This is a genomic window from Hyphomicrobium sp. 2TAF46 (assembly GCF_052114865.1).
Taxonomy (GTDB): domain Bacteria; phylum Pseudomonadota; class Alphaproteobacteria; order Rhizobiales; family Hyphomicrobiaceae; genus Hyphomicrobium_B.
This window is the reverse complement of the sequence record NZ_JBFRFO010000003.1, coordinates 237,938-262,035: the sequence shown is the minus strand read 5'-3', so window position 1 is coordinate 262,035 and position 24,098 is coordinate 237,938. Positions and strand designations below refer to the sequence as shown.

21 protein-coding genes are annotated in these 24,098 nt (G+C 61.1%); 5 read left to right on the top strand and 16 right to left on the bottom strand.

The window, feature by feature from the left end; genetic code table 11:
* The first annotated feature begins 26 nt into the window (after positions 1 to 26).
* Complete coding sequence (locus AB4Z24_RS07950) at positions 27 to 917, top strand: YicC/YloC family endoribonuclease (RefSeq protein ID WP_441707238.1); 891 nt, start codon at positions 27 to 29, stop codon at positions 915 to 917.
* 1 nt (position 918) lies between these two features.
* Positions 919 to 1,608: a guanylate kinase gene (gene gmk, locus AB4Z24_RS07945; protein WP_441707236.1), complete on the top strand. Its 690-nt coding sequence runs from the start codon at positions 919 to 921 to the stop codon at positions 1,606 to 1,608.
* Here the strand turns inward: gmk and rsmA are convergent.
* The 6 genes from rsmA to lptF form a co-directional block, all read right to left on the bottom strand.
* Complete coding sequence (gene rsmA, locus AB4Z24_RS07940) at positions 1,605 to 2,480, bottom strand: 16S rRNA (adenine(1518)-N(6)/adenine(1519)-N(6))-dimethyltransferase RsmA (protein ID WP_441707234.1); 876 nt, start codon at positions 2,478 to 2,480, stop codon at positions 1,605 to 1,607. The genes gmk and rsmA overlap by 4 nt on opposite strands.
* Positions 2,477 to 3,526, bottom strand: coding sequence for a 4-hydroxythreonine-4-phosphate dehydrogenase PdxA (pdxA, locus tag AB4Z24_RS07935; RefSeq protein ID WP_441707232.1), 1,050 nt, complete (start codon positions 3,524 to 3,526; stop codon positions 2,477 to 2,479). Before pdxA ends, rsmA begins: the two co-directional genes overlap by 4 nt.
* Positions 3,510 to 4,766, bottom strand: coding sequence for a peptidylprolyl isomerase (locus AB4Z24_RS07930; protein ID WP_441707230.1), 1,257 nt, complete (start codon positions 4,764 to 4,766; stop codon positions 3,510 to 3,512). The genes pdxA and AB4Z24_RS07930 overlap by 17 nt, the downstream gene beginning before the upstream one ends.
* Positions 4,767 to 4,988: 222 nt before the next feature.
* Entirely contained in the window at positions 4,989 to 7,526 is a 2,538-nt protein-coding gene (locus tag AB4Z24_RS07925; RefSeq protein ID WP_441707788.1) for an LPS-assembly protein LptD, read from the bottom strand.
* A gap of 3 nt (positions 7,527 to 7,529) precedes the next feature.
* On the bottom strand, positions 7,530 to 8,624 hold the full coding sequence (lptG, locus tag AB4Z24_RS07920; protein ID WP_441707229.1) for an LPS export ABC transporter permease LptG: 1,095 nt from the start codon (positions 8,622 to 8,624) through the stop codon (positions 7,530 to 7,532).
* Positions 8,621 to 9,811 carry an LPS export ABC transporter permease LptF gene (gene lptF / locus AB4Z24_RS07915; RefSeq protein ID WP_441707227.1) on the bottom strand — a complete coding sequence of 397 codons (1,191 nt, stop codon included), beginning with the start codon at positions 9,809 to 9,811 and terminating at the stop codon, positions 8,621 to 8,623. Before lptF ends, lptG begins: the two co-directional genes overlap by 4 nt.
* Positions 9,812 to 10,204: 393 nt before the next feature.
* On the opposite strand from lptF, the gene AB4Z24_RS07910 reads away from it, so the two are divergent.
* A complete protein-coding gene (locus tag AB4Z24_RS07910) occupies positions 10,205 to 11,749 on the top strand; it encodes a leucyl aminopeptidase (RefSeq protein WP_441707226.1) in 1,545 nt (514 codons plus the stop codon).
* Between the two features lie 116 nt (positions 11,750 to 11,865).
* Here AB4Z24_RS07910 and AB4Z24_RS07905 read toward each other — a convergent pair whose 3' ends face one another.
* The 4 genes from AB4Z24_RS07905 to AB4Z24_RS07890 form a co-directional block, all read right to left on the bottom strand.
* Complete coding sequence (locus tag AB4Z24_RS07905) at positions 11,866 to 12,714, bottom strand: hypothetical protein (protein WP_441707224.1); 849 nt, start codon at positions 12,712 to 12,714, stop codon at positions 11,866 to 11,868.
* Positions 12,715 to 12,952: 238 nt separating this feature from the next.
* A complete protein-coding gene (locus AB4Z24_RS07900; RefSeq protein ID WP_441707222.1) occupies positions 12,953 to 13,309 on the bottom strand; it encodes a putative signal transducing protein in 357 nt (118 codons plus the stop codon).
* Between the two features lie 20 nt (positions 13,310 to 13,329).
* Positions 13,330 to 14,058 (bottom strand): hypothetical protein, encoded by a 729-nt coding sequence (locus AB4Z24_RS07895; protein WP_441707220.1) that lies wholly within the window; start codon positions 14,056 to 14,058, stop codon positions 13,330 to 13,332.
* Between the two features lie 80 nt (positions 14,059 to 14,138).
* Positions 14,139 to 14,729, bottom strand: a complete 591-nt coding sequence (locus AB4Z24_RS07890; RefSeq protein WP_441707218.1) for a hypothetical protein — start codon at positions 14,727 to 14,729, stop codon at positions 14,139 to 14,141.
* Between AB4Z24_RS07890 and AB4Z24_RS07885 the strand changes: the two genes are divergently transcribed.
* Positions 14,707 to 15,327, top strand: coding sequence for a DUF2306 domain-containing protein (locus AB4Z24_RS07885; protein ID WP_441707217.1), 621 nt, complete (start codon positions 14,707 to 14,709; stop codon positions 15,325 to 15,327). The genes AB4Z24_RS07890 and AB4Z24_RS07885 overlap by 23 nt on opposite strands.
* Positions 15,328 to 15,394: 67 nt before the next feature.
* Complete coding sequence (gene mazG / locus AB4Z24_RS07880) at positions 15,395 to 16,288, top strand: nucleoside triphosphate pyrophosphohydrolase (protein ID WP_441707215.1); 894 nt, start codon at positions 15,395 to 15,397, stop codon at positions 16,286 to 16,288.
* On the opposite strand, the gene AB4Z24_RS07875 is transcribed toward mazG, so the two are convergent.
* The 6 genes from AB4Z24_RS07875 to AB4Z24_RS07850 form a co-directional block, all read right to left on the bottom strand.
* On the bottom strand, positions 16,285 to 17,511 hold the full coding sequence (locus tag AB4Z24_RS07875) for an FAD-dependent oxidoreductase (RefSeq protein WP_441707213.1): 1,227 nt from the start codon (positions 17,509 to 17,511) through the stop codon (positions 16,285 to 16,287). The two genes, mazG and AB4Z24_RS07875, sit on opposite strands and share 4 nt — an antisense overlap.
* 10 nt (positions 17,512 to 17,521) lie before the next feature.
* Positions 17,522 to 18,871 carry a GTPase HflX gene (hflX, locus tag AB4Z24_RS07870; RefSeq protein ID WP_441707786.1) on the bottom strand — a complete coding sequence of 450 codons (1,350 nt, stop codon included), beginning with the start codon at positions 18,869 to 18,871 and terminating at the stop codon, positions 17,522 to 17,524.
* Positions 18,872 to 18,933: 62 nt separating this feature from the next.
* Complete coding sequence (hfq, locus tag AB4Z24_RS07865) at positions 18,934 to 19,182, bottom strand: RNA chaperone Hfq (protein WP_045836201.1); 249 nt, start codon at positions 19,180 to 19,182, stop codon at positions 18,934 to 18,936.
* A gap of 198 nt (positions 19,183 to 19,380) precedes the next feature.
* Entirely contained in the window at positions 19,381 to 20,241 is an 861-nt protein-coding gene (locus AB4Z24_RS07860) for a D-amino-acid transaminase (protein ID WP_441707210.1), read from the bottom strand.
* A gap of 12 nt (positions 20,242 to 20,253) precedes the next feature.
* Complete coding sequence (ntrX, locus tag AB4Z24_RS07855) at positions 20,254 to 21,654, bottom strand: nitrogen assimilation response regulator NtrX (protein ID WP_325021752.1); 1,401 nt, start codon at positions 21,652 to 21,654, stop codon at positions 20,254 to 20,256.
* Positions 21,655 to 21,687: 33 nt separating this feature from the next.
* On the bottom strand, positions 21,688 to 24,012 hold the full coding sequence (locus AB4Z24_RS07850; protein ID WP_441707208.1) for an ATP-binding protein: 2,325 nt from the start codon (positions 24,010 to 24,012) through the stop codon (positions 21,688 to 21,690).
* Positions 24,013 to 24,098 lie beyond the last annotated feature (86 nt).

The following is a 24,098-nucleotide window of genomic DNA, read 5'->3' as shown; positions in this document are numbered from 1 at the left end:
CTCACCCGTCGATGAGACCTTCCCCGATGACAATTTCCAGCATGACGGGATTTGCCCGTGTCGATGGCTCGAACGATGGCCTCGCCTGGACATGGGAAGCGCGCAGCGTCAACGGCCGCGGGCTTGATGTCCGCTTGCGCCTGCCGCCGGGCTACGAGGCCCTCGAAGTCGCGGCGCGTGACGCCGTTTCAAAGCGGTTCGCACGCGGCAACATCGCCCTGTCGCTTGCACTCGAACGGCAGCAGGGGAACGGTTCCGTCCGGTTGAACGAACTCGTGCTCGCGGATGTCATGAAGGCCGCGGAACGGGTTTCGGCGCTATCGGGGGCATCGAAGCCGGATGCGGCGCAGTTTCTGATGATCAAGGGCGTTCTCGAGACTGCGGATCAAACGGTCGAGGACAGCGAAGCGCGCACAGCGCGTGAAAGTGCGGTTCTGCGCAGCCTTGAAGCGACGCTCGACAAACTTGGCGAAGCGCGACGGGCCGAAGGCACGCGTCTGGCCGAGATCGTGCGCGATCAGCTTGCGCAGATCGAGCGTCTGGCGGGCGATGTGCGGGCATCGCCTTCGCGATCTCCCGAAGCCATCGCCAGCCGGCTCAAGGATGCCATAGCGCGTCTCTTCGAGGCGACGGCGGCGCTTGATCAAGACCGCCTCCATCAGGAAGCCATGCTGCTGGCGACGCGCGCCGACGTCGAGGAAGAGCTGCAGAGGCTTGCCGCGCACGTTGCGGGCGCTCGCGACATCATCGGGGAGCCTGGCGCCGTCGGGCGCAAGCTCGATTTTCTGGCGCAGGAATTCAATCGCGAAGCCAATACGCTTTGCTCGAAAGCCAATGCAGTCGATATCACGCGGCTTGGCCTGCAATTGAAGACGGTCATCGACCAGCTTCGCGAACAAGTGCAAAATGTCGAATAGAATGACCAAAAACGCTGCTGACGCTTCGAACAACGGTTCAAACAACGAGAGCATCGCCGCGCCGCACATCGCGCGCCGGGGATTGCTTTATATCGTCTCGTCGCCGTCCGGGGCCGGCAAGACGACGCTGGCGCGGCGCGTTCTCGCTGCCGACAGCAACATCGAGATGTCGGTTTCCGTCACTACGCGGGCGCCGCGCCCAGGTGAAAAGGATGGGGTCGACTATCACTTCGTCGATCACGCCGCATTCGAGGGCATGAAGCAGCGCGGTGAACTTCTCGAATGGGCGCGCGTGTTCGACAACTATTACGGCACGCCGCGCGCTCCGGTCGAAGACGCCATTCGCGAAGGTAAGGATGTCCTATTCGATATCGACTGGCAGGGCGCGCAGCAGCTTTCCGAGAAGATGCCCGGCGATGTCGTCAGGGTTTTCGTTCTGCCGCCATCGGGTGAGGTGCTCGAGAACCGGCTGAAGTCCCGCGCGCAGGATCCGGCGGACGTCGTTGCGAAACGCATGGCGGCGGCAGCGTCGGAGATCAGCCATTGGCCGGAATATGACTACGTGCTCGTCAACTCACACATCGAACAAAGCACGGCTGCGGCGCTTGCCATTCTTCTCGCGGAGCGACTGAAGCGTGGGCGCCAGCTCGGGCTCTCGGAGTTCGTTCGCAAATTGCAGTCTGCGCTTTAGGCTTTCGCGTTGACCTCTCCGCCCTCGTCGAGAATTGCGGCGAGGCGGGCGAAATCCGAAACGGAGAGTTCCTCGGCGCGCCGTTCCGGCGCGAGCCCAGCGCGTTGCAGCAGAAGCTCTGGAAACGGCGTCAATTGTTTCAGGCTGGAGCGAAGCATCTTGCGGCGCTGGCCGAAGGCTGCCGCCGAGACGCGGGCAAGCGTCTTGACCTCGCAGCGCGGTTCCGGATTTGCGCGCGGGCGAAACTCGACGATGGCTGATGCAACTTTCGGCGGTGGCGTGAAGGCTTCCGGCGGCAGGTTCATGACGATCTTCGCCTCCGTCCGCCACTGAGCGAGGACGGAAAGTCTGCCGTAGGCCTTCGACTTCGGCGCCGCAACGATGCGTTCGGCAACCTCGCGCTGGAACATCAGGACCATCCGGTCATACCACGGCGGCCAGGGTTCGGTTTCAAGCCAATTCACGAGCAGCAGCGAGGCGATGCCATAGGGAAGGTTCGCTGCGACCGTGACCTTGCCCGCGCCGGCCAGCAACCTCCGCCAATCGGCATCGAGCGCATCGTCGGCGTGGACTTCCAGCCTTCCGGGGAACCGCTCTGCGATTTCGGCGAGCGCTGGGAGGCAACGGTCATCGCGCTCGATGGCGACGACGCGCTTGGCGCCTTCGATAAGGAGTGCGCGTGTCAGGCCGCCGGGCCCGGGGCCGACTTCAACGACGGTCTGATCGCTCAAATCGCCGGCGAGGCGCGCGATCTTCCGCGTCAGATTGAGGTCGAGCAGAAAATTCTGTCCGAGCGATTTCTTGGCGCTGAGGCCATAGCGTTCGATGATGTCGCGAAGGGGCGGTAATCCGTCGGGGGTGGAGCCCTTCATGTTGTGCCCGTGCGACGTCGGCGTGCGCTCATCTCGCCTGCGAGTTTCAGGGCGGCCTTGAGACTCGCGGCCGATGCAACGCCTTTGCCCGCGATGCCGAAGGCCGTTCCGTGATCGGGGGATGTGCGAACGAATGGCAAGCCGATCGTTGCGTTGACGCCTTCGTCGAATGCCAGGGTCTTGATCGGGATCAATCCTTGATCGTGGTACATGGCGAGCGCCGCATCATACGTTTTGCGTGCCGCCTCGTGAAACATCGTGTCGGCGGCGAGGGGGCCGGTCACGTTAAGCCCCTCGGCCTGCAAGGCTTCGATTGCGGGGCGTATGATTTCGGAATCTTCCGAGCCGAGAGCGCCGTCTTCGCCCGCATGCGGGTTCAGTCCAGCGACGGCAATTCGCGGGCTTTCGATGCCGAAATCACGCCGCAGCGACGCCGCCATGATGCGCGCGGTCTTGATGATTTTGTCGGCCGTCAGCAAGGCGGGCACGTCCTTCAACGGGACGTGGATCGTCAGCGGCACGACGCGGAGCTGTGACGAGGCAAGCAGCATTACCGGGTCGGCAGGATCGCGGGGCCAAAATTCCGCCGCCAGTGCGCCGAGATATTCGGTATGTCCCGGGAATTCGAACCCCGCGCCATAGAGCACCGATTTCGCGATCGGGTTGGTCACGACGGCCGACGCACGGCCAGCGGCGACGTCAGCCACAGCGGTACGGATAGCGCTTATCGTGGCGGGCCCATTGTTGACGGATGGGGTGCCCGGCTGCGCAGGCTCGGCAAGGGGAATGGGGAAGACCGGAAGCGCATCCTCGAAGACCTCCGCGCCGGCCGATAGATCCGCCACGGGTACGATGCGTGCCTCATCAAAGCCGGCCGAGCGCGCGGTGGCGCGCATCAGGGCGACATCCGCATAGAGAACGAACGCGGGCAATCGATCGGCGTAACGATCTCGCCAGGCTTGAAGGGCAAGTTCGGGGCCGATGCCCGCAGCGTCGCCCATCGTCAGTGCCAGGGGCGCGCGCGGCTCCTTACCGGGAACCGACATTTATCCGGTACTCGATGTGGGCGTCTTCGCGCAGGTCTTTCAGATAGCGCTTGGCCATCAACTCGAACTCTTTCTGCTTGAGTTCGCCTTCCGCCTGGTTGCGCTTCTCGTCGACGGCTTTCACGACATTGCGGCCGCAAACGACCCAGAGCTCGATCGCCCCGTCATTCACGGTGGGCGGGAGCATTTCGCCGTCACTCGCGTTGACGAGCAGCGTCCGGGTCGGCTCGGAGATTGTCGAAGGCCGGCGCTTGCCGAGATCTTCGAAGGTCGCGCCGGGAACGCCGGTGGCCGCTGCGGCCGTCGTCTGGCAGCCTGCGAACTTCGACTTGATCTTGTCGGCCTCCTGGATGCGCGCAGCGACGCCATTTTCCTCGATCTTGACCGGCATCGATATCCGAACGCGCTGCACCTGCAATTCGACATCGTCGTTGCCGGCGACGGAGGTCGCCGCGACGAGCTTGTCGACGTCCTTGTTGGTGACGTTGATCAAGGGACCGAACCGGCGGCGCACGACCTCATTCCAAGAGAGCGTTGCCTTGATGCGCGCCTTGATCGGCTCGAGGCTTCCGCCGATCTGCTTCGTAAATTGCTCGACGTTCATTTTGTTGCGTTCGGCGATGCCGCTGACGATGCGGTCGATCTCGGCATCTTCAATCGTCACGTTCTGCTTTTTGGCTTCCTGCATCTTGAGCCGGTCATCGATCAGCTCTTCGAGCGCTTGCTTCTTCATGGCGGGAAGCGCCGAGTTCCTGGCGCTATCAAACGCCTGCTTCTGCAGGCTCATGCCGAACTCTTTTTTGCGGCGCTCGAAAATCGCGATGATCTCCTCGCGCGATTTGCCTTCGTTGGCCTTCACCGTTTCCTGCAGGATCGCCTTGAGGCGTTCCGACGTTTTCGGATTTTTGACGATGGACTCGAAGTTGGCTTTCGCCTGCTGCTGAATGTTGGTGCCGCTGAGCATCATCGCCCGTTGCTCGAGCTCGAAGCCGGTGATCGGCTCGTCATTGACGAGCACTGCTATCGCGCGCTCGTCTTTGGAAGGCGCGGTCAGATCCCGGCCGGCCTGCTCGGCGGCTGCGGCCTTCGGCGATTGCTTATTTTTCTGATTTTTGCCTTTGCCCTTCGTATCGGCGGACGGATCGGCGGTGGCGTCGCCAACTGCGGGCTTCGGCAGAGACGACGTGCCGTCGCCCGTCACCGCGACCGTGCCTCCTTGTGCGGCAGCGGCAAACGACATCGCGATACTTGCTATGCCTGCGAGCGCACATCGCGCTGCTAGGCTTGAGAATTGAGCGGCACGGGTCCGTGGCAAGGGCATGCTTGAACGACATCCATAAGTCCGAATCGGCTTGGGCGTCAGGATACCGCGCCCGCGGCCGGTGACTGGGGGCTTATCCACATCAAGAGTGGCCAAAATCCGATCCCCCTTGGTTCGAGGGTGCGGCTGCCGCCAGCCGGATCAGTTCGTACGCTGGTCGCCGCCCATATTGAAGTCCAGATTGCCGGTCGAGGCCGCAAAATCTCCGAGATGCTTGAATTCGAACCGCAACATGACCGTCTGGTCGGGTGTGATCGAGAGGTCGGAGTAATTCGACTGGATATATGAGGCGGTCAGGACGAAGCATTCGTCGGCGTATTTGAGATTAACGCTATCATAGCGGAAGTCGCCGGTTTCGATGTCATAGCGTGTCGAGCCGCCAACGCTCCAACGGTTGGTCAGCTGCAAAGTGACCGCGCCCAGGACTTCCTGCAGCGGCGTCGAAACGGCAATCACGTCCGGATTTTCGGGGTCCGTAAACAGAGCGTCGGCGTCATACGAATAGCCTACCTGAGCCGACAGCGGGCCATATTTCGCGACCGCGGCGAGATCCTCGCGTTTCAAAGCGAGGTTGGATTCGCTAAACCGGCTCTGCGAAATGATCCTGAAATCGGCGGTGGGGGCGAAATAGGCGCCGAGGACGTAGTCGGACTTTTGTGTCTCAAGGCCGTTAATCGGATTAAAGACGAAGTTGCCCTCGCCGGTACGGCCCGGCAATAGATAGGCGTTATCTCCCGTCAACTGATAGCTCTGGCCTGCCAGGAAGCGCGCGTAACCGCCGTCGTTGGACTGGAAGGTGTACTGCAGGCCAGCATTGACCCGCGTTCCCGTTTCAATGCGGTCTAAGCCTGAGAACTTCGACGTCGCAAACAGGTTGGTGTCGTCGAAAACGAGGCTCTGGGCGTCTTCGTTGGGCAACCGGCGTTGCGGCAGGCTTTCCTGGTGGGCAACGATCTGGCCGATCGGTTCAATGATGTGCGTTCCGCCGGCCCTATTCGCAACCCAGGGATAGGAGACGAGCAAGCCGCCGTCGACGATGCCGCGCGTGACGGTTTCGTTCCCAATTATTCGCGTCGTGGCGGGGTTTACCTCTGGCCCGTTAATCCCGTTCTCTAACGTTATGCTCGTGGGATCAACGATGTTCTCATACTGATAGACGTCGCCGCGAATGTCGGCGAATGGGGTGTAGCTGATACCTATGGTGTCAGTGAAACGGCGACGCCAATTGAGCTGGGTGACGATACGGTTGATGTTCTGGTCTTGCTGGCGACCGGTAAAGGGATCGACAACGGTGCCGTCCGTACGCGTGAAGCTCAAGACATTCGTGTTCCACTTGAGCTCGCCGCCGACGACGGGATCGGCGAACACATAATTGTAGTTGATGATGGGGTGGGTGTAGCTTTCCGTTTCCGGCGTGTCGTTGGTCAACAGCCCGCCGAACTGATAGAGCGTCGCGTTGAAGTAGTTCCGGTCGGACTGTCCGGTCAGGTAGACCTGATTGACGCGATCGGTCACGAGAACGCTGTCGAGCTTATAGAAGCGGCGGAATTGATCGTCGCTTTCGACGATCGCATCCCAGCCGAATTTCCACCAGCTCGACAACGAGAACAAGCCGTGGGTCTCGACGCTGCCGCGGAAGCCGTCGAGTTTTGCGTTTCCGGGAGCGTTCACGCCGCCCGGAAGGTTATTCGCATCCTGATCGATGCCCGCGAGCTTGACGGTGTATTCGCCAGTGGCCAGACGATGCCGCCATTCGGCCTTCATGAACAGGCCCTGCTCGCTCATGTAGAGCGGATCGAGCGTGATGTCGTAGTTCGGGGCCAGGTTCCAGAAATAGGGAATGCCGGTGATGTAACCGAGGGTCGACGAGTGGCCGTAGTCGGGCGTCAGGAAGCCGGACTTCCGCTTCACGGACGGATCGGGGCTCTGGAAGTACGGAAGGTAGAGGATCGGTTGCCCGTAGATCTGGAAGTACGCGTCCTGGTAGGTCAGCGTGGCGGCTTCCTGATCGTGGATGATGCGCGCGGCGCTGATGCACCAAAGGGGAGGCGTGCCGCCATCGCTTTGGCACGGCGTGAACTTGCCGTTCTCGAATTCGGTGATGTTGCCCTCGCGCCGGGTGGCGCGGTCGGCGGAGATGTGGGACTTGTCGGCGGAGACAATCGACAGCGCCGACACGAAGCCGTCACGGAAGTCATCGGTCAGCGTGTAGCGGTCGGCGTGGACGATGTTGCCTTGCGGCTCTTTCAGCGTGACGTTGCCGATGGCCGTCAGCGTTCCGCCGCTCTGATCGTAGACGACCTCGTCGGCGGTCAGGATGTAGTTGTTGTAGAAGATTTCGACGTTGCCGCGTGAAATAACGCGATCGCCGGATTTATCGTAGATCAGCTGGTCGCCCTGCAAACGCATGGGCTGCGCGCGATCGATGTTCGTGTTGACCTTGCCGAAGATCGCGCTCGGCGCATTCGCGGCGCCGAAAGAGGATTTGTTCTTTTTCGAATTGGGAAGCGTCGCGCCGTTGGCGTCGATGCCCTGCGCGTGTGCCAAGGTCGAGAAGGAGGCAATGAAGCTGACGAGAACGAGGCGCAGAAGCGCACGAGCGGCCCCGCGCGCCCTACGGCGCCGAGAACCCTCGCGAAACGGCCCGCAACCCTCTTGCGGTGTCCGCGCTTCACGCATCACTCAGCCGTCCTCCTGGTGCAACAGCACCGTGGTTGCAATGATCAAAACAAGTGCGACAGGCAACCATGCCGCCGCCCACGCTGGTGCCAGACCTGCGATGCCAATTTGTCTCGCGATTTCCGAGAACAAGAAGAACCCGACCCCACCGATCATCCCTGTCGTAACCATAGTCTGGATGCCACCAGAGCGGAATGACCGCAATGACACAGTTGCTGCCAAAAGGACCATTGCCACACATAACAGCGGCCGGACCAAAAGGGACTCGTACTGGACCTTGAGCCGTTCGGTCGAAAGTTTTGCCTTTTCCGCGGCTTCGATGAGTTCGGGCAGGTCCCAGAAGGAGACCGAGAAAACGGTGCCCAGCGCCTCCTGGACGCGGTCCGGGGTGAGGTAAGTGGATACAAGGTAGGACTTGAACTTTTCGGGCTGCTGACCGAGACGCGAAACCCAGGCATCGGTCAGCTGCCAATAGCCGTCCTTGAGCTCGGCCTGGTTGGCGTCAACGCGCTCGGCGAAATGCCCGTCGCGATCATAAGCGAAAATCATAACGCCGTTCAGCGTCAGGCCCCGGTTCGTCGCCGCGGCGGCGCCCAAAACCGATTCTCCGTCGACGCCATTCTGCGTGATCCAGGACCCGCCACCCTGGGCGCGAAGCAGGTTGGTGTCGTTGTTGAAGGCCTTGGCGAAGACCTGTTCCGATATGGCCCGGCCGCGGGCTGCGAGGGGGTTGTAGACCGTCACGCCGAAGATGCCGACGAGAAGTCCAACGGCGATGCCCGGCGCCAGAAATTGCCAGACCGACATGCCGCCGGCCCGCATGACGGCGAGCTCGCTCTTCCGGTTGAGGTAGATGAGGGCGCTGATGGTGCCGACGAGGACGGCGAAGCCGATGAGAAATTCGACATACGCGCTGAGGCGAAGCAGGGCGATGCTCACGAGTGTCGTCAGCGGAACGCTGCCGAATTTGCTCGATTGCCGCAGCAACTCGACAAAATCGATCATGAAGATCAACAGCGCGCAGACGGCGAGCGTGGAGGCGATCGCGACGAAGAACAGTTTCGCGATGTAGCGTGTGAGGGTGAACGAGCGGATCATGTGGCAGCCTTCCGGCGCGGCATGACGAGGCGGATAGCAAGATCAGCCGTTGCGGACGCCGTATCGCGGATGCGTCCGAAGAGTGCCGATCCCGACCGCTGGCGGTCAGCCCGCTTGATGACGATCAGCGATAGAACGATGGCGATCGTGGGAACCGCGTAGAGTGCAACGAGCATCGAGGCATCGCGCGTGACTGCGCTATTCAGCGCCAATCCGGCCATGCGGCAGGTGGCGGCAAAAAGGAATGTCAGCACAAGGCTTTGCATGCGGCTCGAGCGGGTCGACCTGGCTTGGCCGACGAAGGCGACAATGAGGAAGACGAAGGCCAGCGGATAGAGGGGGCCCACCAGTCTTTCGTGGATTTCGGCGCGGAACTGGCCGGGCGAGCTCTTGAAGAGCTTGCTGTCGGGGCTCGGTTGCGTGAGTTCGCTCCAATAGCGCTCGCGGGGCTTTCTCTCGCCCGATGCGTCGTCCTGGGGTTCGAACCGGTCGAGGTCAACGACGTATTTGTCGAAGGCCACGATCTGAGGCGGCGCGTCGGCATCGGTCCGGCGGATGATGTGGCCCGTCGACATGACGAGATAGGCGGTGCCGTCCTGCTTCACGATCGACCCATGCTCGGCGAGATAGCTCTGAGACTGCGCTTTGTCCCGGGTGTCATGCATGACGAGGCCGAGCAGCTCACCGTCGGCCGAGCGGTCGCGGATATGAAACATAAGATCGGGTTCGGGGCTCGAGAACCGGCCGGGCTGGATGACCTGGGTCAAGAGATCGCTTCGGACCTGCACGAGATAATCGCTGAGCAGCCGCATACTCCAGGGCTGCGCGAAGTGGCCGACGAACGCCAGAAAGCAACTGACGAGCAAGGCCAAAAGCATGAGGGGTTTCGCAACCGTCCAGACCTTCGAGCCGGCCGCCGAGAGGACTATGAGTTCGCTGTCGGTATTCAGGCGGTTAAGGGTTTGAAGGGCTGCGATCAAAAACGAAAAAGGGGCGATGATTGCCATCAGGTTGGGAACGGCGAGGGACGTCATCTTGACGAGCATCCAGGTGTCCTGACCCTGGCTCGTCACGACATTGAACTGGCGCAACGCCAGGGCGATCCAGACAATGCCCGTCAACGACGCGAGAATGAGCAGAAACGAGCCCACCGCCTGCCGGAAGACATATCTCGATAAAATTCGCATGCGTCAGCCGCTCTCCCCCCTCCGGCCACACTGGCCGAAGCAAACTCCCCATCACCGGCTCCTGTGAGGACATGTCCGGCTCCCATAGCACAGTGGCGGAATTTCGGCTTCTCGCCGTGCCCCGGCCGTCTGGTGGATGCCAAAAAACGGTCTTTGGGCCCAGACAGTTAGATCGCTAAAGAGCCTTAGATGGAAGAGCGATTGCAACGGCTCCCTTGCCTCGCCCTCACGAACGACTAAGTTGAGCAGCCTAGCCACCGGTTCTTGCCACTTCCTCCGCCATCGTGACAGGGTGCTGGAAAACCAGCGGATCGGCGTCCGCGTCCCGGCATCCTATCCCATCCTCGGCCCGTTCGTGGCCTCGATCCTCTTCAACTTGGAGCCCTTTTGAAAATGTCCGATCGCCTCGAAATCGCTTTTGCGCCGCTCAACGCCGAGCCCGACTCCGTAACCGTTGTATTCGCGGCCGACGGCATGAGCCTTGGATCCAAAGCACGCGAGTTCGAGACGAAATCCGCCAGCGCGCTCAGCAAGGCTGCAGCTGCCGCCGATTTCAAAGGCAAATACAAATCGTCGATCGAGATTCTCGCTCCCGCCAAGATCGGTATCGATCGCCTGATCGTCGGCGGTCTCGGCAAGACGGCGACGCTGACCGATCTGCAACTCGTCGATCTCGGCGGCGCGATCCTTGCTGCCATTCAAAGCCGCAAGACCTCGTCGGCCAGCGTGATCGTCGATGTGGAAGGCGCGGGCAATTTCTCGGCCGATGAAGTCGGGGCATTGGTTGCTCAGGGCGCAGTGCTCCGCCACTACAACTTCAAAAAATACCTGACGAAGAAGTCGGGAGAGGATTCCCCCGACAAGGACGGCTTGAAAAAGCTCGTCATCCAAGTGCCGCATCCGGACAAGGCCAAGGCCGCATTCCAGCCGCTGAAGGCCGTCGCCAACGGCGTCAACGTCGCGCGCGATCTCGTCAACGAGCCGGCAAACATCCTCGGCCCGGTCGAACTCGCAGAGAAGGCAAATACCCTCGAAAAGCTTGGCGTCAGCGTCGAAATCCTCGACGTCAAGGACATGGAAAAGCTCGGGATGGGCTCGCTTCTCTGCGTGGGTCAGGGCAGCGCCAGGCCGTCCCGGCTTGCCGTCATGGTTTGGAACGGCGCGAAGGGCAACAAGAAGCAGCGGCCCATCTGCTTCGTCGGCAAGGGCGTCGTCTTCGATACCGGCGGCATCTCGATCAAGCCGGCCGCCGGCATGGAGGACATGAAGGGCGACATGGGCGGCGCGGCTGCCGTGATCGGAACGATGCACGCGCTTGCGGAGCGCAAGGCGAACGTCAACGCCGTGGGGTTGATCGGTTGCGTCGAGAACATGCCGTCCGGCAACGCTGTCCGTCCGGGCGACATCGTGAAGTCGATGTCGGGCCAGACGATTGAAGTGATCAACACCGACGCGGAAGGCCGGCTCGTGCTTGCCGACGTCCTCTGGTACGCGCAGGAGAACTTCAAACCGAAGGTCGTCATCGATCTCGCGACGCTGACGGGCGCCATCATGGTGGCGCTCGGCAAAGAGTACGCCGGTCTGTTCTCCAACGACGACAAGCTCGCCGATGAGCTGCTATCGGCGTCGAAGGCCACGGGCGAGAAAATCTGGCGGATGCCGCTCGACAAGGCATTCGACAAGATGATGGATTCCAAGAACGCCGACATGAAGAACGCCGGCGGACGCTGGGCCGGCGCTGCGACCGCAGCGGCCTTCCTGCAGCGCTTCATTCACAAGGATACGGCCTGGAGTCACATCGATCTCGCCGGTACCGCGATGGACGGGAGCCGTAACGACACGAACCAAAGTTGGGGCGCCGGCTGGGGTGTGCGGTTGCTCAACGCGTTCGCGGAGCAGCACGAGAAATCGGAGAAGGCTGAGAAGTCCGAAAAGTAAGCGGCAGTCTAGATTTTTGAAAATTCATGGGTGGTGGGTCGGCGTATCGCTCTGATACATATGCCGGCCCGCCTCTTTGTTTCCATAATATATATTATGCGAAATTAGGGGGCCAGTCAGGCCAGCAGGAATTTCGCGGGGTTCTGCTGGATGAAGTTCGGCATCTCGTTGATGCCGACGATCTCCGTCTCGTCGTCGAGGTTCGTTGCGTACGCGATCGGGCACTCGTAGCTCTCCCACAGCTTATGTTCCGCGTGCGAGTAAGCACATACCTTGCGGCGCCACGTCTCCCAATTGCCCAAGCTCGTGATGTGCCAGCCGCCGTTCGAAATGACGCGAACGGGGCTCGTGATGCCGGCGTTGATCCAGTTCCAGATTCTGGTGTGAAGGAGCCCGATCGCCGTCCCTTGAAAACGTCTCGACGCCCAGATCTTGCTCAGCCGAAGACGTTGGCCACCGGGGAATTTTCCGTACTCGATGAGACGCGGCCCTCGGTCCCATTGCAGGTCCCTCACCCGGCGGTTGGCACTGCCGCGATACATCGGCATCTCGAAGATCGTCAGTTCGCCGGGTCTGCGTTCGGCAAGAGCGCGTTTCAGCGCCTCGGCACTCAGAATCTCATCGACGTCCGACACGATGATCAAGTCGCTCTCAGTTGCAGTGACCAATCCCCGGGCGATCTGATTGCGCTGATAGTGCTCGCGCGCCCAATTGTCATCGAGGGGCCTCGTGTCCAACCGGTAGGCATCTCTTGCCTCGGGGAAGTCGATGGCGACGTGAATGATCTTGTCGGCATAGCTTCGGAAGCGATCGGCGTTTTCTGCGTAATGGAGTGGCTTCGGCGCGCCTTGAAAGGTCTGGCGCGCTTCAACGAGCACAAAATAATCGACGACCGTGTGGAGCTCGTTGAGCCGCACTTCGAGCAAATCGAGTTCGTCAAAAAAGCTGAAGCAATCGAAGATCATCGCGATTACCCGCCATGCCGGATGCGGTCTTCTCGTCGTTGCGTGATTACAAAATCCGCCGGCAACGTCGCGGCGGATGATAGGTCCGATACGGGCGAAGATTAGCGCTGGGGCCGGCTTTTTCCGCATCAAAAGGCGAAACGAGCGCCATTTATCGAGCTATGGCGACGAAAATACACCGCTTGCGTTGTATTTGTTCATCCGGCGGATAATCGCCGGGACTGTCGTCGCGCTGCCGTTAACCTCCCGCTCTGCGCGAGCCCGCTCTTCGGTACCAAAACGGAAACGGCGCCCCCATGATCAGGATCAGAAACGCGAGCACCGCGTTGCGGATGGGGTGTTTTTCGAAGCCGTCGCTTTCTATTGATTTGTAGCCCGGGACGTCATGGGTATCGGCGATCAACGTCCGGGCATTTTCAAAATCGTCCTCCTCGACCAGGATCGAAATGCCGCCGAAGAGCACCGCGAAGTGTGGGCATTGCGTGACGATATCCTTGCCGGCCGTCACGAAGTGAATGCCGTGCGCCTGAAGCAGGCTTTCGATGACAAGGATCTCGGGAAGCATCAGACTGGTGTGGGCAATCACATGCGGCATCTCTTTGCCTCAAGATCAAATCACGGCTCGCGGCGTTCGAGTGTTCTGATGCCTTCGGCGATCAGAACGGCATACAGCGCCAGGACGAAGCCCGACAGCATGTTGACCGAGACGACGGCTCCGATTGCCTGCGCCAGCGCAGGATCGAACACCCAGGACAGCATCCTGACGACAATTTCGTCGAAGCTCTGTTTCAAAAGAAACAGGAACTCGCTTGCCTGCTCCATGGTCGGCTTCGTCGGGAGATCGAAGGCGGCGCGCTTTGCAAGCTCGGTGATGCCGGGGGCTGGCAGGAATGTCAGGCCGGCTGAGAACAACAATCCCAAGGGTGCGGCGAGCCGGAAGTAGCCCCAACGCAGCGGGCGCGCCTTCAGCCGGTCCATCAGGAAGCGAACGGCCTGTACGCCGAGGAAAAGCGAAACGGCGAAAATCACGGCGACGAACTTCAGCCGTTCCTCATCCGTGCCGAGAAACGTCAGGAGCCCGACGACTCCGGCGAGGATGGCCTTGGTGACGGCTTCAAGCGCCCCGACCGTCACGATGACGATCATCGACCGGCCCGGCGCGCGATCGAAATAAAACGGAAATTCGTATTTGAGGCGCGCGATTTCGAGGGCGGCGCCGACGCCGAGCGCCAACAGTCCCGTACCCGCTGCAAAGACTAGCGGCGCCGTAAAGCCGGTCCAGGCGATGGCGACAATCGCCGCCAGTTCCAGCGCCATCATAAGACCGTTGAAGAGAATGTGCATCGCTACCCCGCTCTGCCGTCGAGACTAGCAGAGCCGCAGGGCTCGGCAACGGGCCGGAGAGCCCGGTCGCGTTTTGGCCGTCAGCTCGTCGCCTTATCGATGCTGCAAGTTGAATCGCCAGCGCGCTCGAAGGTGGCTTCGAGCGGAAACGAGCGGCGAAAGAGCATGAGTTCGGGGCCCGTATCGCCGAGGAGATGCATCTGGACGGTTTTGGTTTCCGGATCGGCCGAGTACCAAGCTTCAACCGTATACGGGGCAGCGCCTTTCGCGAGTTCGAGCTTGCCCTTGAACGCGGCGTCGCCCTCTTTGGCGTCAGCCGCGAGATGGACGGCGACCGCACCACAGGATTTGTCGTCCTTGATGGCGATGCCGCACCAGCCTTCTTTGCACGCGACGATATCGTAGGTCAGGCCGCAGCCATCGGCGCCGCAGTCCTGCACGTCCTTGCCCCGGCCGTAGCCGTAATAGCGGCCGACCCATCGTCCGGCGAGAGAGACTGGAACGGCGGATTCGCCGGCCTTTGTGGCGACAGCTTCGTCCGCCGCCGCAGAGCCGCCAAATCCAGAGGCCATGATGCCTGCCGCAATGACCGATATGGCGACGACAACTCCTCCTGCAGTTCGCGCGACGCGCTCGCGCACTTCGCCGTTGGGTGCGCCGTCGACGCTCATTCTTCGCGTTGCCATTCTGCTGATCATCGGCTTCCTCGTTATTCCTGTTGGCGCGGTTGCGATCGGATCAGGAACCGGCCTAATACCACTGCCCTTTGAAATGTTCGAACTCGCCGGCCGTGTGCCGACCCTTTTTCCGGCGCACATGTTGTCTTCCGCAATGGCGCTGCTGATCGCTCCGGTCGTCATTGCCGTCAGACATCGCGCTCAGCTTCACAGAGCGCTTGGCCGGCTGTTGGGCGTATTTGTGGTGATTGGGGGGCTGACGTCGTTACCGGTCGCCATCATGAGCCACTCGCCGGCACTGGCCCGGGCCGGGTTCTTCGTGCAGGGACTTGTCTGGCTCTATCTCTTCGGAGCGGCATTTGTCGCGATCCGCCAGCGGAATATTTCTCGCCACGCGGATCTGATGATGGCGATGGTTGCGGTGACGACGGGCGCCGTCTGGTTCCGGGTCATCACGGGCACCGCGATCGCCTTCAGCCTGCCGTTCGAGCCCGTCTACTCGCTGGCCGCGTGGATCGGCTGGATGGTGCCATTGTCGATTGTCCTATCCAGGCCGCGTCTCGTTTCGGCTGTCCTCAAACGGGCGAGATAGCCGCAGGACCGGCTCTCGTGGATTTCCGGCCCGTCGTCTACTGTCCGGCCATCGAAAGAGGACGGATATGGCGGATACACTCAAACCCTCGCGCGATATTTCGCGGCTAGTCGAAATCATGGCCGCGCTCAGGACGCCCAAGACTGGCTGCCCTTGGGATCTCGAGCAGACATTCGAGACGATCGCGCCATACACGATCGAGGAAGCCTACGAAGTTGCCGATGCGATTGCGCGCAAGGACCTCGTCGACCTGAAAGACGAGCTTGGCGATCTTCTTCTGCAGGTCGTCTACCATTCGCGGATCGCGGAAGAACAAGGCGCGTTCGCGCTCGGCGACGTTGTTCTCTCCTCAACGAAAAAAATGATCCGGCGGCATCCGCACGTATTCGGCGACGGTGCCGCGCGCAATCCGGCGGCCGTCAAGTTGACGTGGGAGGAGATCAAGGCGGAAGAGCGCGCCGAGAAAGCTCTGGAGCGTTCGCGCCTACCGGCCGCCGGCTCATCGCCGGCCCACAGGGCAGCTACGCTGGCGGATGTTCCCGTTGGTCTTCCGGCTTTGACGCGGGCCATCAAGTTGCAGGACAAAGCCGCAAGGGTCGGTTTCGATTGGCCCAACCTTCAGCCGGTGTTCGAAAAGCTGAAGGAGGAAATTGCGGAGCTGGAGGAGGTTGCTTTCGCGGCCGATCCCAGAGGAGAGTCTTCCGTTGCGTCCTTGCCTCCGGTCGCGAACCAATACGCGATCATAGAAGAGTTCGGCGATATGCTGTTCGTCATGGCGAACATCGCGCGCCATCTGAAGCTTGATCCAGAGGCTGCCTTGCGCGGGGCCAACGACAAGTTCGCCCGGCGTTTCGCGCACATCGAAAAGGCGCTGGGTGAACGCGGGAAATCTCCGTCGCAATCGTCGCTCGCTGAAATGGATGCGCTTTGGGACGAGGCGAAAGCGATCGAGAAGGGTTAGGCGCCCTTCGCGTTCCGTATCGCCTCGGAGATGTGCTCGGGCCGGAACCCGAGCCCCAGAAGGCGCGCGGGGATGCGAGAGAAAAACGGCAGGCCCGTCATGATCCGGACCAACAGCGGCGGCTTCAGCGGACCTGTTGCTCCGAGCGTCTTTGCTATCACCATATTCTGAATAGTGAGTTGCAGACGCTGCGTCGCGCGGGTTGGAAATTCCCTGCGGGCCTGCACGGCTTCAAGATTTCTTAGCGTCACGCTGCGAGACTTCAGCGGTTGCCATAACAGATTGGCCGCGGCGACCGCATCCTGGATCGCGAGATTGATACCGACGCCGCCGACGGGGCTCATCGCGTGCGCGGCGTCACCGATGCAAAGGAAGCCGGGCCGCGCCCAGGTCTTCAGGCGATCGACCACGACGGTCAGAAGTTTGACGTCATCCCAGCTCGCAATATCACTTGCGCGCGCGGCGTCGAACGGAAGCAGTTTTCCCACCGACTTGCGGAAAGCATCGAGCCCGGCGGCGCGAATTCTTGCATCTCCGCCTTTCGGAATGACGTAGGCGCACTGCCAATAGTCTCCGCGCTGGAGCATGACGAAGATATGCCCAGCATCGAACCGGCCCTGCGTCTCGTCCGTGTCGGTCGGCAGCCGTGGCAGCCGGAACCACATCACGTCCATCGGCGCGCCGAAGTTCTCGCTTACGAGGCCCGCGGCGCCACGCAGGATGGATGACCGTCCGTCGGCCGCGACCACCAGATCGGTTTCGATGGTTTCGTCGCCTGCCGGCGTCGTCACCTTCACGCCCGTTACGCGATCGCCTTGAAATGTGAGGCCGGTGGCTTCCGCGTTCATCTCCAGATGAAAGCTTGGGTAGGCCCGGCCCTTCTCGGCGAGGAAATTCAGAAAGTCCCATTGCGGCATCAGGGCGATGAACTTCGTCGTAATCGGAAGATGCGAAAAATTCGCCATCTCGAAGCGCGTGTCGCCGATCTGGGCGTAGATGCTCTTCGTCTCTTGATGCGGCAGCTTCAGAAATTCATCGAGCCAGCCAAGTTCTTCCATCAATCGCAACGTCGACGGATGAATTGTATCGCCACGAAAATCGCGGAAAAAATCGTTGTGTTTCTCGAGAACGGTGACGCGAATGCCGGCGCGTGCCAGAAGCACTCCCAGCATCATCCCGGCCGGGCCGCCGCCGGCTATGCAGCATGTGACGCGTTCATCCACGCGTATGAGCTTAAACCGATATCCCGGCTTTGCGAAGCTGTCCTATGACGCGCGCCTTCTTTTCGCTCGGCACGCGAAGCCGCAATTCGATATTTCCGTCCTTGCGCGCTTCTCTCGCGAGAACGTCACACGTCTCGTGCAACCAATTGAGAAGCGATCCATTACTGCCCGGAACGATGACATCCAGAATTTCGTCGGACGCGCCCAAGCGATCGTCGATCGTGTGAAGTAGCGGCGCCATCCCCTCGCCCGTCGCCGCCGAGACGAGTACGGGAGGCCGCGCATTGCGGTGCATCTCGTGTTGCAGCTCCGTCCGGCGATCCGTCGGCAGAAGATCGATCTTATTCCAGACTTCGAGAATATGACTTTCAACCGGCAGCGTATCGATGCCGAGATCGGTCAGCACCTTCTCGACGTCTTCGGCCTGCGCGTCCGTCTCTTCGTGGGCAATGTCGCGGACGTGAAGAATGAGATCGGCCTCGACGACCTCTTCGAGCGTCGCGCGGAACGCTGCGACCAGCATCGTCGGGAGATCGGAGATGAAACCGACGGTATCGGACAGGATGATCCGCCTGGCGCTCGGAAGTTTCACTTCGCGCATCGTCGGGTCGAGCGTGGCGAAGACCTGGTCCATCGCGACGACGCCCGCGCCGGTGATCTTATTGAAGAGCGTCGACTTGCCGGCATTCGTATAGCCGACGATCGCGACGATGGGGTAAGGCACCTTGCGCCTTCCCTTCCGATGGAGATCGCGTGTTTTCACGACATCGGCCAAGTCGCGTTTGATCGCATCGATGCGGTCTTGGAGCATACGGCGATCGAGTTCGATCTGTGCTTCGCCAGGGCCGCCGAGGAAGCCGCCGCCGCCACGTTGCCGTTCCAAATGGGTCCAGGCGCGAACCAGCCGGCCTTTTTGATACGTTAAATGCGCCAGCTCGACTTGCAGCACGCCTTCGCGTGTTCTTGCGCGTGCACCGAAGATTTCGAGGATCAGTCCCGTGCGATCGAGAACTTTGGCGTTCCACGCCTTCTCGAGATTTCGCTGCTGCACCGGCGTGATGTTGTAATCGACGATGACGAGGCCGATCTCAAGCTCTTCGACGAGGCCCTTGATCTCTTCGACCTTTCCCGATCCGAGCAACGTCGATGGCCGTGGCTCGGAGATCGGCACGATCGTCGAGTCGATGATGTCGAGTTCGATGGCGTTCGCGAGGCCCACGGCTTCGGCCAATCGATTTTCGGGAGTGTGCGTTTGAGCGGATGATTTGGCTGTTGCGGCGGTCTTGGATTTCGGTGGCCGTTTGAACGCCGGCACGACGACGAGCGTTCGCGTCCTTGGCGCTCTCGTCTCCTTCGAGATGCGCCGCTCGCGATTTCGTCCACCCTCGTGCTTTTCGCCTTCCCCGTCCTTAGAGCGCGAGGTCAACCTGCGGCGCTTTCATCCTGGTCGTTGAGATTGACGGGGCCGCCCGGCATGATCGTCGAAATCGCGTGCTTGTAGACGAGCTGGGAGTGACCGTCGCGGCGCAGGAGAACGCAGAAATTGTCAAACCAGCTGACGATGCCTTGGAGTTTCACGCCATTGATGAGGAAGATCGTCAGAGGCGTTTTATTTTTGCGAACATAATTTAAAAATGTGTCCTGCAAATTTTGTGGTTTTTCAGCCGCCATTGTTGTTGTCCGTTTTTTATCTCGACGTCTTGTTTTAGCGTCTTCTCTTTTTAGCTCTTATTAGCCGACTGGCGCCGCCGCGTTTTGACAGCGATGGAGCACCGGTGCAACGACCACCAGGAAATGCGTCGATGATCGGAGCGAGCGCACTTTACATCCATTGTTGCCTCGCACAATGCGGCAACATTCGCACCTTCCTCACGCTGAAAATTCAGCAACCTGATGAAATCTCAACCGTAGTCGGAGGGAAAGCTTTCCCGGCCGGCCGTCGCCGATTGGGGTTTTATCTATCTTTACGACCGGCATGACGATGTTCGTCGCTGACGTAATGAAGGCTTCGCGCGCCGCGAGCGCCTCGTCGCGGCTAAAGGTCCGCTGTTCAATTTTTATTCCCTCCGTTTTTGCAACGTCCATGACGGTTGCGCGCGTGACGCCGGGAAGGATGTGATGATCGAGCTGGCGCGTGACAAGTGTGCCGTCGGGGGTGACGATCCAGGCGTTGCTTGAGGCACCTTCGGTGACATTGCCTGCGGTATCGACGAACCATGCTTCGCGGGCTCCGGCGCGGCGGGCTTCGTCTTTTGCCAGGACAGCGGGAAGCAGCATCACCGTCTTGATATCGCAGCGGCCCCACCGGTTGTCGGGCACGGTCTTCACGGCGATGCCCGTTTCGGCGAGTTCAGCCGACCATCCGCGCCGGTGGGCGCGCGCGAGCACAACGAGCGTCGGCGGGATCGTGGCGGGCGGCAAGGCAAAATCCCTCGGCCCGGCGCCGCGCGAGACTTGCATATAGACGATGCCATCGCGCACGCGATTGCGGCGGATCACGACATTCATGACGTGGAGCAGCGCGCCATCCGACATCGGTGACGGGATTGCGAGTTCCGTCAACGACCGGGCGAGGCGCGCGAGATGACGGGTTGCATCGACCAGCCCGCCGTCGCGGATCTCGATGACTTCGTAAATCGCGTCGGCGAGTTGAAAGCCACGATCCTCGACATGAATTGCGGCATGCGCATACGGCCTGTAGGCGCCGTTGACATAAACAATGCGGGTCAAGCGAGCCGGCTCCTACGACGCTGATCTCAGGTCGCCGCTACGCTGTTCCGACGAAACGCCGAGTGCACGAAGCTTACGATGCAATGCCGATCGCTCCATGCCGACGAACTCGGCGGTTCGCGAGATGTTGCCCCCGAACCGGTTGATTTGCGCCAGCAGGTATTCGCGCTCGAAGATTTCGCGCGCTTCGCGCAGCGGTAGCGACATCAGGTGCTCGGCGCCGCCATTGACCGGGAGCGGGACGTTGGAGCCGATTTCGTCGGGAAGCATATCGGCTGTGATTGCCGCATTCGGTTCGCCGCCGGCGAGGATCAAGAGACGCTCGACGTTATTGCGGAGTTCGCGGACGTTGCCCGGCCAATCGTGCGCTTGCAGAACGGCGATTGCATCCTCGCCGATCCGGCGGGGGGCGAGACCCGACGTCTGCGCGACCTGTCCGATGAAATACTGGATGAGTTCGGGAATATCTTCCCGACGCTCGGCGAGGCTCGGCACTCGCAGCGTCACGACGTTCAGCCGGTGGTACAGATCTTCCCGGAAGCGACCTTCGCGGATGTCCTGTTCGAGGTCGCGCGAGGTGGACGAAATGATCCTGACGTCGACGGACACCTTCTGCGATCCGCCAAGGCGCAGGAACTTCTGCTCGACGAGCACACGCAGGATCTTGCCCTGCGTTTCCATCGGCATGTCGGCGACTTCATCGATGTAAAGCGTTCCCGTATGCGCCTCCTCGAGCGCGCCGACCTTGCGCGGGCCGCCCGTGCGGTCTTCGGTGCCGAACAATTCGTCCTCGACGCGATCGGGAACCATGGCCGCGGCATTGAGCACGACGAAGGGACCATCTGCGCGCAGCGATTTCTGATGGAGGACGCGGGCGGCGAGCTCCTTGCCGGTTCCGGACGCGCCGCGGAGCATGATGCGGCTGTTGGTCGGGCCGGCCTTTTCGATGTTGTTCTTCAGCTGATTGATCGCGGGCGACTTGCCGATCATTTCAGCCGAGACGACGGAACGCTCCTTCAGCTCGCGGACTTCGCGCTTCAGCTGGGAGGCTTCGAGAGCGCGCAACGCGACGAGGATGAGGCGATCGGATTTAAACGGCTTCTCGATGTAATCGTAAGCGCCGCGCTTGATCGCGGTGACGGCCGTTTCGATGTTGCCGTGGCCCGAGATGATCACCACCGGCAGATCCGGATAGGTGCGCTTCATCACGGTCAGGACTTCAAGCCCGTCGAGGCGGCTTCCCTGCAGCCAGATGTCGAGGATAACGAGATGTGGCCTTCGATCCTCGATCGCGCGGAGCGCTTCATCGCTGTCGCGAGCAAGGCGGGTGCGATGCCCCTCGTCCTGGAGAATGCCGGCGATCAAATCCCGGATATCCGCCTCGTCATCGACGATCAATATATCAGCTGACATTGCTGCGCTCCTGGGGGGTTAAGCGTTTTCATATCATGCTCCGCCAGCGATCTGCACTGCGGCGCGAATTTCATCTGAAGTCATCTCGCGGGACGGTCCGGCCTTGATCGGCAATGTCAGCCGGACCAGCGCGCCGCGCGTTCGCGTATTGCTTGCCGGCGCATCCTCGAGGGCCAAGGTGCCGCCGTGCTGTTCGACAACTTTCTGCACGATTGCGAGACCGAGGCCTGTGCCCTTGGCTCTTGTCGTAACATAGGGCTCGAGAAGCTTGGCACGGTTTTGTTTGGGAAGGCCGATGCCGTTGTCGATGACCTCGATCGCGACGCGATCCGGCGACGGCACGAGCCGCACTTCAATCTCGCCCTTGTAGCCCGGCGGACGGCCCTGCGCCTCGCCGAAGGACTCGATTGCCTCCGCGCCGTTCTTGATGAGATTTGTGACGGCTTGCGAGATCAGCCGCAAATCGAAGTGCGCCGTGACCGGGCGATCCGGCAGCACGAGTTTGAAGTCGAGGTCCTTGTGTCCTTCGCGGAAAAGGATTGCCGGTTCCTGGACTGCAAGCCGCAGATCCTGATCGGCCATCACGGGCTGCGGCATGCGGGCGAACGATGCGAACTCGTCGACCATGCTTTTGATCTGGCCCGTCTGACGTTCGATCGTCTGCGTCAGCGTTTCGAACAACTCGCGATTGTCGCCGATCTGGGTGCCGAACTTCCGGCGCAGTCGCTCGGCCGAGAGTTGTATCGGCGTGAGGGGGTTTTTGATTTCGTGGGCGATGCGCCGCGCGACGTCCGCCCAGGCGCTGGTACGCTGCGCCTGCACGAGTTCGGAAATGTCATCGAACGTGACGACGGAGCCGACGTCGCCCTCGCCTGCCCGCTCGTGCGTAATCCTGACGGCGAAAGTTCGTTCTTCGTCGCCGATCTGCTTCTGTATCTCGTACTGCTTGCTCTTCGGCCCAGGCTCCTCCCCGCCCGCCAGAACCGGCGCGAACTCGGGAACGACATCCTTCATCGGTTTGCCGACGACCTCCGCGCTCGAGAAGCCGAGCAAGCGTTCGGCCGAACGGCTGATGAGCGTAATGCAATCGGCGCTGTCGAGACCGATGACGCCGGCGGAGACGCCCGACAGAACGGCTTCAATGAAGTTCCGCCGCTCCGTCAACTGCGCGTTCGTTGCGACGAGGGCGCTCTGCTGCTGTTTCAGATCGCGCGTCATGACGTTGAAGGTTTGCGAAAGGCGCCGGAGGTCGCCTTCGCCGCGGATCTCGGGCAGCGCGAATTCGAGATTGCCTTTCGACACTTGCTGCGCACCGGCGATCAACCGGCGGATCGGCGCGACGAACCGGCCTGCGAACCACATGCCGACCCAGATGGCGGCGAGCAGCGACGTCATCGAGATCATGAAGTAAATGAGGCCGTGCGCGACCTTGAGGCCGCCTTTGGCCTGTCTCAGCCGCGTATATTCGTAGACGTTCTGCTCGGTGCTCTGAAGGTGACTGATGACCTTCGGGCTGACGCCGCGCGCGACGTAGAGATAACGCCCGGGCATGCTGTCGATTTTCGCGATTGCGGAAATGCGATAATCGCTCGACGGTCGCGACAGGGCGACCTGGCCGGATTCCGCCTGTTGGATCGAAGTGGGCGGCGGCACCACATACGGCAGTTTCGGATCATCGAGTGCAAGGACGATCGGCACGCCCTCGGCGTCGATCACGTAGGCCGACGTCAAATCGCGCAGGCCCGCCTGGCCGATGAGAAACTTCTGAAATGCATCCGGATCGACGTTCAGGGTCGGGGCTTCGCCGTTGATGTCGCGGACCATATTGACGATGTCGGTCCGGATGATCTGGCTGTGCTCGTCGACATAGGCTTTCGCGACGTCGTAGGAGTTCTCGACGATGGCGCGCGTGCGCCCCGAAAACGTGCCGTCGATGGCGCGCGAGAAGGTTGTCGTGGCGGCGACGGCAAGAAGCACGGCCGGCAACGCCGCGGTCAGCGTGAAGAGCGCGACGATGCGCGTGTGCAGCCGGGCTCCGGGGACTTTCTGTTTCCACGCGCTCCAGAGGCCCAGGGCCTGCCAGATGATCGTGCCGAGCATCGCCACGATGAGCACCGCATTCACCGCGAGCGCCGTCCAGACGTATTCGTTACGCGGCGTGATCGCGGTCAGGCCCGTAAGGATGAGATAGCTTCCGAGAGCGGAGATCAGAGAGAGCAGAACGACGCCCAGGCCGAACCAAAACGCCCGGTCAGAGGGATTGAGCGGTGTGGCTCCTTCCTCGACCAGCGCAGCAGCAGGCACCTTATCGCGCGAGGCGATCGTGTCGGCTTTGCAATCGCTGTTGCTGGCGTTCATCAGTTGTCGACCGATCCAACTACGACTCTGAATTCGTTCCCAATAACCCGCCTGTCCAAATCGGAGGACGGTCATTCCCGATCGAG